The organism is Achromobacter sp. RT286_PF, assembly GCF_059760425.1.
Map to the genome: position 1 here is coordinate 86,906 of NZ_JCBAMR010000011.1, position 11,880 is coordinate 98,785.

Annotated in this window: 11 protein-coding genes; 3 read left to right on the forward strand and 8 right to left on the reverse strand. The window is 64.4% G+C overall.

The window, feature by feature from the left end; all coding sequences use genetic code 11:
* Positions 1 to 50: 50 nt before the first annotated feature.
* The 5 genes from AC6LJY_RS11690 to cysS all read right to left on the reverse strand — a co-directional run bounded on the left by AC6LJY_RS11690 (position 51) and on the right by cysS (position 5,847).
* Complete coding sequence (locus AC6LJY_RS11690; protein ID WP_104144234.1) at positions 51 to 1,316, reverse strand: aspartate kinase; 1,266 nt, start codon at positions 1,314 to 1,316, stop codon at positions 51 to 53.
* A 145-nt stretch (positions 1,317 to 1,461) separates the two neighbouring features.
* On the reverse strand, positions 1,462 to 2,664 hold the full coding sequence (gene tilS, locus AC6LJY_RS11695; protein ID WP_498135983.1) for a tRNA lysidine(34) synthetase TilS: 1,203 nt from the start codon (positions 2,662 to 2,664) through the stop codon (positions 1,462 to 1,464).
* Between the two features lie 61 nt (positions 2,665 to 2,725).
* Entirely contained in the window at positions 2,726 to 3,691 is a 966-nt protein-coding gene (locus AC6LJY_RS11700; protein ID WP_046804158.1) for an acetyl-CoA carboxylase carboxyltransferase subunit alpha, read from the reverse strand.
* Between the two features lie 36 nt (positions 3,692 to 3,727).
* The gene (locus AC6LJY_RS11705) at positions 3,728 to 4,372 is read right to left on the reverse strand and encodes a DNA-3-methyladenine glycosylase family protein (protein ID WP_046804159.1); all 645 of its coding nucleotides are present in this window, start codon (positions 4,370 to 4,372) and stop codon (positions 3,728 to 3,730) included.
* Positions 4,373 to 4,392: 20 nt separating this feature from the next.
* The gene (cysS, locus tag AC6LJY_RS11710) at positions 4,393 to 5,847 is read right to left on the reverse strand and encodes a cysteine--tRNA ligase (protein WP_498135984.1); all 1,455 of its coding nucleotides are present in this window, start codon (positions 5,845 to 5,847) and stop codon (positions 4,393 to 4,395) included.
* A 305-nt stretch (positions 5,848 to 6,152) separates the two neighbouring features.
* Between cysS and AC6LJY_RS11715 the strand changes: the two genes are divergently transcribed.
* From AC6LJY_RS11715 to AC6LJY_RS11725, 3 genes are all read left to right on the forward strand, one after another.
* Complete coding sequence (locus AC6LJY_RS11715; protein WP_498135985.1) at positions 6,153 to 6,836, forward strand: tetratricopeptide repeat protein; 684 nt, start codon at positions 6,153 to 6,155, stop codon at positions 6,834 to 6,836.
* Positions 6,837 to 6,970: 134 nt separating this feature from the next.
* Positions 6,971 to 7,480, forward strand: a complete 510-nt coding sequence (locus tag AC6LJY_RS11720; protein WP_006225507.1) for a peptidylprolyl isomerase — start codon at positions 6,971 to 6,973, stop codon at positions 7,478 to 7,480.
* Entirely contained in the window at positions 7,473 to 8,246 is a 774-nt protein-coding gene (locus tag AC6LJY_RS11725; RefSeq protein WP_498135986.1) for a UDP-2,3-diacylglucosamine diphosphatase, read from the forward strand. Before AC6LJY_RS11720 ends, AC6LJY_RS11725 begins: the two co-directional genes overlap by 8 nt.
* Before the next feature lie 107 nt (positions 8,247 to 8,353).
* On the opposite strand, the gene AC6LJY_RS11730 is transcribed toward AC6LJY_RS11725, so the two are convergent.
* From AC6LJY_RS11730 to AC6LJY_RS11740, 3 genes are all read right to left on the reverse strand, one after another.
* Positions 8,354 to 9,217, reverse strand: a complete 864-nt coding sequence (locus tag AC6LJY_RS11730) for an undecaprenyl-diphosphate phosphatase (protein WP_046804164.1) — start codon at positions 9,215 to 9,217, stop codon at positions 8,354 to 8,356.
* 18 nt (positions 9,218 to 9,235) lie between these two features.
* Positions 9,236 to 10,822, reverse strand: a complete 1,587-nt coding sequence (locus tag AC6LJY_RS11735; protein ID WP_046804165.1) for a TerC family protein — start codon at positions 10,820 to 10,822, stop codon at positions 9,236 to 9,238.
* A gap of 191 nt (positions 10,823 to 11,013) precedes the next feature.
* Entirely contained in the window at positions 11,014 to 11,799 is a 786-nt protein-coding gene (locus AC6LJY_RS11740) for an inositol monophosphatase family protein (RefSeq protein ID WP_498135987.1), read from the reverse strand.
* Positions 11,800 to 11,880: the final 81 nt, after the last annotated feature.

Here is an 11,880-nt window from a genome sequence, read left to right on the forward strand (position 1 = left end):
TGCCCGCAAACGGGGCCATCAATCAAAAAAAACGTGCCGATCCGCTGCCTTTATTCCTTGGCGGCGGGCGCCTGGTCCAGGCCAAAGGCCTTGTGCAGCGCGCGCACGCCCAATTCCATGTACTTGTCGTCGATGATGACCGACGTCTTGATTTCGCTGGTGCTGATCATCTGGATGTTGATGCCTTCTTGCGAAAGCGTCTGGAACATCAGGCTGGCCACGCCCACGTGCGAACGCATGCCGATGCCGACGATGGAGACCTTGGCGACCTTCTCGTCGGTGGACAGTTCACGCGCACCCACGGCGGGGATGACTTCGCGCTTGAGCAGGTCGACGGCACGCGCGAATTCGTTGCGATTCACGGTGAACGAGAAGTCGGTCGTGCCAGCCACGGACTGGTTCTGCACGATCATGTCGACATCGATGTTGGCGGCAGCGACAGGGCCCAGGATGGAGAAAGCGATACCCGGTTTGTCGGGCACCGCCAGCAAGGTGATTTTGGCTTCGTCGCGGCTGAAGGCGATGCCGGAGACAACGGCGGCTTCCATTTTTTCGTCTTCCTCAAAAGTAATCAGCGTGCCCGAGACCATTTCTTCGTCGAGCGGAATGAGCGGGTCGGTCAGCGAGGACAGGACCCGGACCGGAACACGGTATTTGCCGGCGAATTCCACCGAGCGGATTTGCAGCACCTTGGAGCCCAGCGAGGCCATTTCCAGCATTTCCTCGAAGGAAACGACGGCCATGCGGCGCGCTTCGGGCACCACGCGCGGATCGGTCGTGTAGACGCCGTCCACGTCGGTGTAGATCAGGCATTCATCGGCTTTGATGGCGGCAGCCACGGCCACGGCCGAGGTATCCGAACCACCACGGCCCAGCGTCGTGATGTGGCCTTCGGGATCGATGCCCTGGAAGCCGGTCACGATCACCACGCGGCCTGCGTCGAGGTCGCCGCGGATGCGGGCGTCGTCGATCGAGCTGATGCGCGCCTTGGTGAAGGACGAATCCGTGCGCACGGGCACTTGCCAACCCGCATAGCTGCGCGCCGGCACGCCTTCGGCCTGCAACGCAATGGCCAGCAAACCGCTGCTGGCCTGCTCGCCGGTAGCGGCGATCATATCGAGTTCGCGGCTATCGGGCTGGGGCGAAATTTCGCGCGCCAGACCCAGCAGGCGATTCGTTTCGCCCGCCATTGCCGACGGCACTACAACAACCTGGTGGCCGGCGGCGTGCCACTTCGCGACGCGACGCGCCACGTTCCGAATGCGCTCAACCGAGCCCATCGAAGTACCGCCATATTTATGAACGATCAGGGACATCTCGTACTCTGGCTGGAAACCCGCCGCAAAGTGGTGACGGGCAAAACCATATATTCTAGCGCGGCGGTAAAAATTTGCTCAGTTTGAGGAAATTTATGTTCATTGCGCGGCTATTTTTTCGTGGATTCTTTCCAGAAACCGGGATTTATTCCTGCGCTTCGATCCACACGCGCCCGCGATGGCAGCGCACGACGTGGCCGGGTTGCCGCACCCGCAGTTGCCGGTCGTGCCCCAGGCTGTGCAGTTCACGTAGCTGGCGCAGCAGGTCGCGCAGGCGCGCGTCCGTGGGCATGCGCGCACCGTTTTGTTGCAACCAGAAGCGCAGCACCTGCGACTGGCGCGGCGGGGACAATTCGCGCCACGCCTTCAGTGAAAAGCTGGCGCCGTCGGGGCCGGGGTCCAGACGGGCAAAATCTTCGCGCGCGACTTCATCCAGGATCTGCGCCGCTTCGGCCATGTGCGCGGCATGCCGCGCCACGATGGCACGCCAGCCGGGCCAGCGCCTGTCCAGCACGGGCGCCAGCAGTTCGCGCACGGCGGCGCGGGTGTAGCGGGGATCGGCGTTGGTGGGGTCTTGTACGGGTTGCCAGCCGCACGCTTGCCGCACGGCGTCGGCGGCCAGCAGGATCGTCGCGCGGTCCTGCGCAAGCCAGGGGCGCACATAGGTGATGCCGTCGCGTTGCGAGACCGGCGACATCGCGGCCATGCCCAGCAGGCCAGTGCCGCGCAGCAGCCGCAGCAAAACGGTTTCCGCCTGATCGTTGCGGTGATGCGCCAGCAATACGTGAGTCGCGCCTTCTGCCTGTGCCAGCCGCGCCAGCGCGGCATAGCGGGCATCGCGCGCGGCGGCCTCGATGCCCTTGCCCGCCGCTTGCTCGACCTGCACGCGCGCTTCCTGCACCGGCAGGCCCAGCAATGCGCCCAGCGCATGGACTTGCCTGCCCCATTCATCGGCCGCGTCCTGCAAGCCGTGATGCACGTGCAATAGCGACAGGCCGATGCCAAGATCATGCGCAACGGCCGCCGCATGCACGGCGAGCATGGCCGAGTCGGCGCCCCCGCTCAACGCGACAGCAAGCCGTGCGGGACGGGCGGGCAGCGCGTGCAAGGCGTCTCGCAACGCCACGGTCAGCGCGGGCGATGTCGGCAGCACAACCGTTGACGCCGGTCGCCCTGCGGCCGACACCGACGCCGTGGCCGGCAACACCGTCTGCCCGGCTGTCGACACCGAAGACGCAGCGGATGGCACCGCCCCCTTTTCCGTCGACGCCGACGGCGCTGCGGACGCGCAATGCGACACGCCCGACTCAGCCTGGTCGGGCGTGTCGGGCGTGGGGTGCGCATTCATGATTTGGAGCGCGGGCAGCGCGGCCGTGGCGCCAGCGTACCAGCCGGCGCCTTTGCCGGGGCTACGCGCGCACTTCCGTATAAGCGCCGTAGGACAGCAGGCGTTGCACACGCTGCTCTACGAGCTGTTCGGGCGTCATGCCTTGCAGTTGGCGCAGGGCGTCGGCCAGTGCGCGGCGCAGCAAGCGCGCCATGACGCGCGGGTCGCGATGGGCGCCGCCCACGGGTTCGTTGACGACGCGGTCAACCAGACCCAGGTCTTTCAGGCGCGGCGCGATGATGGCCAGCGCTTCGGCGGCATCGGGCGCCTTGTCGGCGCTGCGCCACAGGATCGACGCGCAACCTTCGGGCGAAATCACGGCGTAGGTGGCGTATTGCAGCATCAGCACGGCATTGCCCACGGCAATGGCCAGCGCGCCGCCGGAACCGCCTTCGCCGATGATCGTGCAGATCACGGGCACTTTCAGTTCGGCCATGGCGTACAGGTTGTGGCCGATGGCTTCGGACTGGCCGCGTTCTTCGGCGCCGATGCCCGGGTATGCGCCGGGGGTGTCCACGAAGGTGAAGACGGGAACGCCGAACTTTTCAGCCAGGCGCATCAGGCGCAGGGCCTTGCGATAGCCTTCCGGACGCGGCATGCCGAAGTTGCGGGCGGCGCGTTCTTTGGTGTCGCGGCCCTTTTGATGGCCGATGACCATGCAGGGCGTGCCATTGAACCGCGCCAGGCCGCCGATGATGGACTGGTCGTCGGCGTACATGCGGTCGCCGTGCAGTTCATGGAAGTCGGTGAACATTTCGCGCACGTAGTCCAGCGTGTAGGGACGCTGGGGGTGGCGGGCGACAAGCGCCGTCTGCCACGGCGTGAGCTTGGCGTAGATCTCCTTGGCCAAGGTCTGGCTTTTTTGCTGAAGACGCCCGATCTCGTCGGAGATGTCTACCGCAGAATCGGCCTGCACATAGCGCAGCTGCTCGATCTTGTTTTCAAGTTCGGCCAGCGGCTGTTCAAATTCCAGAAATGTATTGCGCATGTAGTGTGGTTCCGTAGATGGGCTGCCTGGTGTGCATCAGTATTGAACCGGTGTCGGTTCCAGACTGCGCCATAGATACCAGGTCGCCACGGTACGCCAGGGCTGCCACGCCAGCGAGACTTCGCGAGCCTCGAAGCGCGAGACAGGCTCGCCACTGAAATAGTGAAGCGAGATTGCCTTGAGCAACCCTGGATCATCCAGCGGCAGGACGTCAGGCCGCTGTAGATTGAAAATCAAAAACATCTCCGCCGTCCAGCGCCCAATGCCCCGGATGGCGACCAATTCAGAAATAACCGCTTCGTCGTCCATGGCCGCCCACTTTTCAGGGTGGACGCGGCGTTCGCCGAAGTGCACGGCAAGGTCCAGCACGTACTCGGCCTTGCGCTGGGACAAGCCGGCGCGGCGCAAGCCATCGACGCCTACGCGCAGTACGGCCACGGGCGTGGGGCGCTTGCCGACGGCTTCGATGAATTTAGTCCAGGCGGCGTCGGCCGCCTTGGTGGACACCTGCTGCCCGATGATGGCGCGCGCCAGCGTCACGAACGGCGTGCCGCGCGACGTGAGCCACACTTCGGGATGCTGCGGGATGACTTTTTTCAGGATGCGGTCGCGCCGCATCAGATGGGCGACGGCCGCTTCCCAATAGTCAGGCTTGGGAATGTCGAGATCGGCGGCGGACATATCAGGCGTATCCACTGGGCTCAGGCCCGCCGCCATTGCGTCAAGCCACCCGGCTTGTCGTCAAGTTCGATACCGGCCTCGCGCAGTTCGGCGCGGATGCGGTCGGCCTCGGCGAAGTCACGGGCGACCTTGGCGGCGGCGCGCGCATCGATCAGCGACTGGATGGCGGCCGCGTCCAGCGTGGCGCGCGGGCCCTGCTCGATAGCGGCGGCCGAATAGCGCGTGGGCGACTGGAAGTACGTTGCCGGGTCCTGCTGCAACAAACCCAACAACGACGCCAGCGCCTTCAGCTGGCCGGCGCTGCGCGCGTTTTTGTCGCGGTTGGCCTCGGTGGCCAGTTCAAACAGGGCCGCCACGGCGCCCGAGCTGTTGAAGTCGTCGTCCATGGCCGCCTTGAAGGCCTGGGCCTGCGGCTCGTTCCAGTCGATGCCCTGGTCGTCGGCCGGCACGTTCTGCAAGGCCTGGTACAGGCGGTCCAGTGCGTTTTGCGCGTCGATCAGGTTGTCGGGGGTGTAGTTCTGTGAGCTGCGATAGTGGTTGCGCACAATGAAGAAGCGCACCATTTCGGCTTCGCGCGGGTTGACGCGGTAGTCGGCGTCGTCCGCCGCCGGGTCGCCCAACGCCACGGTCTGGCGGATGGTGCGGAAGTTGCCCAACGATTTGGACATCTTGTCAGAATCCACCATCAGCGGGCCGCAGTGCATCCAGATGTTGGCCAGCGTGCCGCCGAACGCGCCTTCGGTCTGCGCGATTTCGTTTTCGTGGTGCGGGAATTTCAGGTCGGGACCGCCGCCGTGGATATCCAGCGGCAGGCCCAGCAAGGATTGGCTCATGGCCGAGCATTCGATGTGCCAGCCGGGGCGGCCCATGCCGTAGGGCGATTCCCATTTGGTGTCGGCGGGTTCGTCGGCCTTGGCCGACTTCCACAGCACGAAGTCCAGGGGGTCGCGCTTGGCCGAGCCCACCGCCACGCGTTCGCCGGCGCGCAGGTCGTCCAGTGTCTTGCCGGACAGCTTGCCGTAACCGGCAAAGCCACGCACGGCGTAGTTCACGTCGCCGTCGTCGGCCTGGTAGGCCAGGCCGTTCTGCTCCAGCTTGCCGATGATGTCCAGCATGTCGCCCACGTATTGCGTGGCGCGCGGCTCGCGGTCGGGCGATTGAACACCCAGCGCGCGCTCGTCGGCATGCATGGCGGCAATATAGAACTCGGTCACCTCGCCGATACGGCGGCCGGTTTCCACGGCGCGACGGATGATCTTGTCATCGATGTCGGTGATATTGCGCACGTAGTTCACGGCCAGACCGCTGGCGCGCAGCCAACGCTGCACGACGTCAAACGACACCAGCATGCGGGCATGGCCCAGATGGCAGAAGTCGTACACGGTCATGCCACACACGTACATGCGCACCTGACCAGCCTGGGCCGGTTTGAACGGTTCTTTGGTACGCGATAACGTGTTGTAGATTTGCAGCATGGCGCTTATGTATTGGTCTGATTGCTTTCCGCGGCGAAATCGGAAAAAGTTGCTGGGGCGGAACGATACCGCCGGTATCACCGATACCCCCGGTACCGCCGATACCCTCGATACCCCCCGGTACCGCTGATACCCCCGGTACCGTGCGTCCTGCCGGGGGGCTCCAGCTCGACATCTCTGTTCCAGCTCAAGCTCTTGCCGAAACAAAAACGCAACCGGGGCTAAAATGGCGGTCGTCAAGTATAGCAAGCGGCCCGGTCGCACGCGTAAGTGCTGCCCGGCCACGACTTTTAACGGATACCCACGTGACTATCAAGCCGCGTTTTTGTGTCGCCCTGCTCGCGCTGGCCTTTGCCGGCGCGCCGGCCGGTAGCGCCCTTGCCCAGTCGATGGCCGGCGGCGGTGGGGCCAGCCCCAACGCCACGCGCACCACCCTGGACCCCATCCCCCCCGAAGGCGGCTGGGACAGTCTGGCCAACCTGCTGGAAGCAGCCAAGCCCGGTGTCGACACGCGCTTGACGCCGTCGCCCTCACAGATCACCAACCGCATCGAAATGCTGCTGAACCGCGGCGATAACGAAGAAGCGTTGGCGATGATCGAAAAGCGCGAGGCCGAAATCAAGGACCAACGCGGCACCGATGTGCAGTTGATGTTCCAGCACGCGCGCGCACTGGCCGCCCTGAACCGCACGGGCGAAGCCATCGACATCTACACCGACATGACCACGCGTTTCCCCGAGTTGCCGGAACCTTGGAACAACCTGGCCGCTCTATATGCCAGCCGCGGTGAACTTGAAAAAGCGCAAGACGCCCTCCAAATGGCACTACGCGCTGACCCCGGCTACGCCGCCGCCCGAGCCAACCTGGGCGATCTGCAACTTCTACAGGCCCTGCGCACTTACAAGAAGGCCGCCAGCGATGGCGTGCCCGGCATGCAGGAGAAGGCCCGTGAAGTCGAAACCATGCTGAAGGATAAACAAGGCAAATGATGTCCCGTTACTCACCCTTCCACCTGCTGCGCCTGACGGCGTGCTCGTTCGCGCTGGCCGCATTTGCCCCAGCGCTTGTCAGCGCCGCCCCAGCGGCCTCCTCCACCACCACTACTTCTGAAGGCACAAAAGCCATGAGCACCAACCCGCGCGTCAAGCTTGTTACGAACCAAGGCGATATGGTCATCACCCTGGATGCCGCCAAGGCGCCCAAGACCGTCGAGAATTTCCTGACCTACGTCAAGGAAGGCTTCTACAACGGCACGGTGTTTCACCGCGTGATCGACGGTTTCATGATCCAGGGCGGCGGCTTCGAACCCGGCATGAAGCAAAAGCAAACGCATGCCCCGATCGAAAACGAAGCCAACAACGGCTTGAAGAACGACAAGTACACCCTGGCGATGGCCCGCACCAGCGACCCGCACTCGGCCACCGCGCAGTTCTTCATCAACGTGTCCAACAATGATTTCCTGAACTTCACGTCGCCCACGCCGAACGGCTGGGGCTACGCTGTGTTCGGCACCATCACCGAAGGCACCGACGTGGTCGAAAAGATCAAGGGCGTGAAGACCGGCAACAAGGGCTTCCACCAGAACGTGCCCAACGAAGACGTGATCATCGAGAAGGCCGAGATTCTTGAATAAGATTGCCCTGCCCGGCCCGATCTGGCTGGCGTCCGACCTGCACTTGGGGCCGGCCACGCCGGCCACCTCCGAGGCATTCCTGGCGTTTCTGGAGGCCGCGCGGCAGGAAGCTGCCGCGTTGCTGCTGCCGGGCGACATCTTTGACGCCTGGATCGGCGATGACGTGATCCGCGCCGCACCGCCGTGGCTTGCCACGGTGCTGACGGCGCTGCGCGACACCAGCGCACGCATTCCGGTATGGCTGGGGCGCGGCAACCGCGACTTCCTCATCGGGGAAGAATTGGCTATGGCGGTGGGCGCCAAGCTCTTGCCCGAGCCCGCCCTGCTGCAAACGGATGCCGGCCCGGTGCTGCTGACGCACGGCGACGAGTTCTGTACGGACGACGCCGCGTATCAGCAGTTCCGCAAGATGGTCCGCAATCCGCAGTGGCAGGCCGAGTTCCTGGCCAAGACCATCCCCGAGCGCCTGGCGATGGCGCAGCAGGCTCGCGGCGAAAGCCAGGCAGCCAACCAGACGAAGTCCATGGAAATCATGGACGTCAATGGCGCCGCCATCGAAGCGATCTTCCGCGACAGCGGCGTGCCCGTACTGGTCCATGGCCACACGCATCGCCCGGCGCGTCACGTGCTGGACGTGGACGGCAAGAAGCGTGAACGCTGGGTGCTGCCCGACTGGGATTGCGACCACGTGTCGCCCCCGCGCGGTGGCTGGCTGATCATCGATAGCGATGGGCTGACGTTCTACGACCTGGAAACGGAATCGTAAGAGTAAGACTCAGGACAAAGCCGAACGCTGTGCAATGCCGGCAACGGCCGCACAATGAAAATGGCCTCGCAACCGCGAGGCCATTTTTTATGCGCGACTGAAAGGGACTAGCGCGTGAAGATCCACGCGGCGACCACCGCGCCGAACACGATGCGATACCAGGCAAACACGCGGTACGTATGGTTGGCCACAAAGCGCAGCACCGCGCGCACCACCACCATCGCGCTCAGGAACGCCGCGATGAAGCCCACGGCGATGCCGGACAGGTCGTGCTGGGTCAGCAGGCCGAAGTTCTTGTACATATCGAAAACGGCCGCGCCCAGCATCGTGGGCATGGCCAGGAAGAACGAGAACTCCGTGGCCGTCTTGCGCTGGATGCCGGCGATCATGCCGCCGATGATGGTGGCGCCCGACCGCGACGTGCCCGGGATCATGGCAAAGCACTGCGCCACGCCCACGCCCAGCGCCTGCTTCCAGGTGATCTGTTCCAGCGTGTGCGCCGATGCCCGTTCGTCGGACGCCGTGTCGTCGGCGGCGCCCGGCGCGTCGCCCGGCGTGTGATGCGTTCGGCGTTCCACGTACAGCATGATCAGGCCGCCCACCACCAGCGTCACCACCACCACGCCGGGGTGATAGAACACCGACTTGATGGTCTTGATGAAGATGGCGCCGATGACCGCGGCGGGCAGAAACGCGATGATCAGGTTGCGGGTGAAGGCCACCTCGCTGGCCACGCCGGTCAAGGTGCCCCGGATCAGCTGCATCAGCCGCGCGCGGAACACCCACATCACCGCCAGGATCGAGCCCAGCTGGATGACCACTTCGAACACCTTGCCATCGCCGGACTGAAAGTTGATCCAGTCGCCCACCAGGATCAGGTGGCCGGTGCTGGACACGGGGATGAACTCGGTCAGGCCTTCAAGAATGCCAAGAATGAAGGCCTTGATCAGATAGAGCGCGTTGTCAGTCACGATAGGTAGGGGTTCCGGTTAATCGTTGGCCAGCGGGGCTTCGTCCGACAGCATTTCCTGTGGCCGCTTTTCAACGCGCACCAGCGCGATCCGGCGGCCGTCCATTTCCAGCACCTCGAAGCGGAAGCGCTGGTGATGGGCTTCGTGTTCGCAGACATCGCCGGGCTTGGGCAGGTGGCCAAAGCGTGACAGCAGGTAGCCTGCAAGGGTGGAAAAGTCTTGGGCCTCGTCGACCAGCCCTTCGGTTTCCAGCACCTGTTCGACGTGGTGCAGGTCGGCCGCGCCGTCGATCTTCCAGGTGTTGTCGCCGTCGGCCACGATGTCGGGCAGTTCGTCTTCGTCGGGGAATTCACCGGCGATGGCCTCGAACACGTCGATGGGGGTAACCAGCCCTTCGATGGCGCCGAATTCATCAGCCACCAGCACCAGCTGCCCGCGCGAACGCTTCAGCGTGTCCATCAACCGCAGGATGCCGATCGACTCGTGCACGATGATGGGATCGCGCAGCCGGTTGCGGCGCACGCGGCCTTCGGTGATCAGGTCGGCGACCAGGTCCTTGGCCCGCGCGATGCCCAGCACTTCGTCCAGCGACCCCCGGCACACCGGGAAAAAGCTGTGCGGCGCCTCGGTCAACTGGCGGCGGATCAGTTCCGGGTCGTCGTCGATATTGACCCAGGACACATCCGTGCGCGGCGTCATGATCGACCGGATGGAACGTTCGGCCAGCGTCAGCACGCCGCTGACCATGTTGCGTTCTTCCACGCCGAACGCCGGGATGGCCGGGCCGTCGGCATTGGGCAGGTCGGCTTCGTCGCTCGTGGGCGGGCGCTTGCCCAGCATGCGCAGCACGGCCGACGCGGTACGTTCGCGCATCGGGCGGCGGGCGTCCAGCTTGAGCAGGTTGCGGCGCGCCACCTGGTTCAGCGCTTCGATGGCTACCGAGAAACCAATGGCCGCGTACAGGTAGCCCTTGGGCACCTTGAAGCCAAAGGCTTCGGCCAGCAGCGAAAAGCCGATCATCAGCAAGAAGCCCAGGCACAGGACCACCACGGTCGGGTGCGCGTTGACGAAGCGCGTCAGCGGCTTGGAGGCCAGCAGCATGATGCCGATGGCAATGACCACGGCGATCATCATGATGGCAAGGTGATCCACCATGCCCACGGCCGTGATGACCGAGTCCAGCGAGAACACCGCGTCCAGCACGACGATCTGCGTAACGATCACCCAGAAGCTGGCGTACACGCGCGGCCCGGAGGACCCCGCGTGCTGGCCGCCTTCCAGGCGCTCGTGCAGTTCCATCGTGCCTTTGAATAGCAGGAACAGGCCGCCCACCATCAGGATCAGGTCGCGCCCCGAAGGCGACACCGGACCGACTGTGAACAAGGGGGTGGTCAAGGTGACCAGCCACGACATGACGGACAGCAGGCCAAGCCGCATGATCAGGGCCAGGCTCAACCCCATGATGCGCGCGCGGTCGCGTTGCGCAGGGGGCAGCTTGTCCGCCAGGATGGCGATGAAAATCAGGTTATCAATGCCCAGGACGATCTCAAGGACGACCAGGGTAAGCAAGCCGACCCACGCTGCGGGGTCTAGCAGCCACTCCATCAGGAGCTCCAGAAGTTACACGACCGGTAATCGTACATGGAAAATTCGTGACATGCCGGTGACACGCGGCCCTCCGTTTGCCTGATGGCCAATGGTTTTCAGCCATGTGCATGGCTTGTGTTCGCCGTGCGAGGGCCATAAAAAAACCGGCCCGAAGGCCGGTCTGTTGCAGGCCGCATCGGCCCGCGCGATCAGGCGGCGGACGGCGGTTTCAGCGACGTCAGCAACTGCGTGAAGATCTTGGGAGTGGCAGCCAGGACGTTGCCGCTGTCCATCCAGCCTTGTTCGCCGTCGAAATCGGCGATCAGGCCACCGGCTTCCAGCACCATCAGGCTGCCGGCGGCCAGATCCCAGGGCTTCAGGCCCACGCCGCAGAAGCCGTCCAGGCGGCCGCTGGCCACGTAGGCCAGATCCAGCACGGTGGAACCCATGCGGCGCACGCCCGTAACGCTTTCGGCCATATGGCGGAAACGCTGCGAACCCTGTTCGGGATCGCCGGCGTTGGGCCAGTGCGCGCCCAACAGCGCTTCGTGGTAGCGGGTGCGGCCCGAGACGCGCACGCGGCGGTCGTTCAGGAAGGTGCCGCTGCCACGGCTGGCCGTGAACAGTTCGTTGCGCGAGGGGTCATAGATGACCGCTTGCGTGACCTGGCCGCGCTGGGTCAGCGCGATCGACACGGCGTAGTTGGGCAGGCCGTGGATGAAGTTGGTGGTGCCGTCCAGGGGATCGATGATCCATTGGAATTCAGCCTGGTCGGGACCTTGCAGCCCGAATTCCTCGCCCAGCACGGCATGGTCCGGGTAAGCGGCATGCAGTGTCTCGACGATGGACTCCTCGGCGGCGCGATCGACTTCCGTGACATAATCGCGCGGCCCCTTGCGAGCCACGCTGAGTCGTTCCAAATCCATGCTGGCACGGTTGATAATGGTGCCGGCACGCCGGGCCGCCTTGATGGCGATGTTGAGCATCGGGTGCATAAAATTCCGTACGTATGCGGTGGGTTCGCGTGATGATAGGCCACTTGCCGCCCCCCCCCGAATCGTCGTCGCCCCAACGGG

Bases quoted from the DNA above. Each gene is read 5' to 3' on its own strand.
- AC6LJY_RS11700 (WP_046804158.1), bottom strand. From the start codon at position 3,691: ATGCGCAATACATTTCTGGAATTTGAACAGCCGCTGGCCGAACTTGAA.
- AC6LJY_RS11720 (WP_006225507.1), top strand. From the start codon at position 6,971: ATGAGCACCAACCCGCGCGTCAAGCTTGTTACGAACCAAGGCGATATG.
- AC6LJY_RS11705 (WP_046804159.1), bottom strand. From the start codon at position 4,372: ATGTCCGCCGCCGATCTCGACATTCCCAAGCCTGACTATTGGGAAGCG.
- AC6LJY_RS11735 (WP_046804165.1), bottom strand. From the start codon at position 10,822: ATGGAGTGGCTGCTAGACCCCGCAGCGTGGGTCGGCTTGCTTACCCTG.
- tilS (WP_498135983.1), bottom strand. From the start codon at position 2,664: ATGAATGCGCACCCCACGCCCGACACGCCCGACCAGGCTGAGTCGGGC.
- cysS (WP_498135984.1), bottom strand. From the start codon at position 5,847: ATGCTGCAAATCTACAACACGTTATCGCGTACCAAAGAACCGTTCAAA.
- AC6LJY_RS11690 (WP_104144234.1), bottom strand. From the start codon at position 1,316: ATGTCCCTGATCGTTCATAAATATGGCGGTACTTCGATGGGCTCGGTT.
- AC6LJY_RS11740 (WP_498135987.1), bottom strand. From the start codon at position 11,799: ATGCACCCGATGCTCAACATCGCCATCAAGGCGGCCCGGCGTGCCGGC.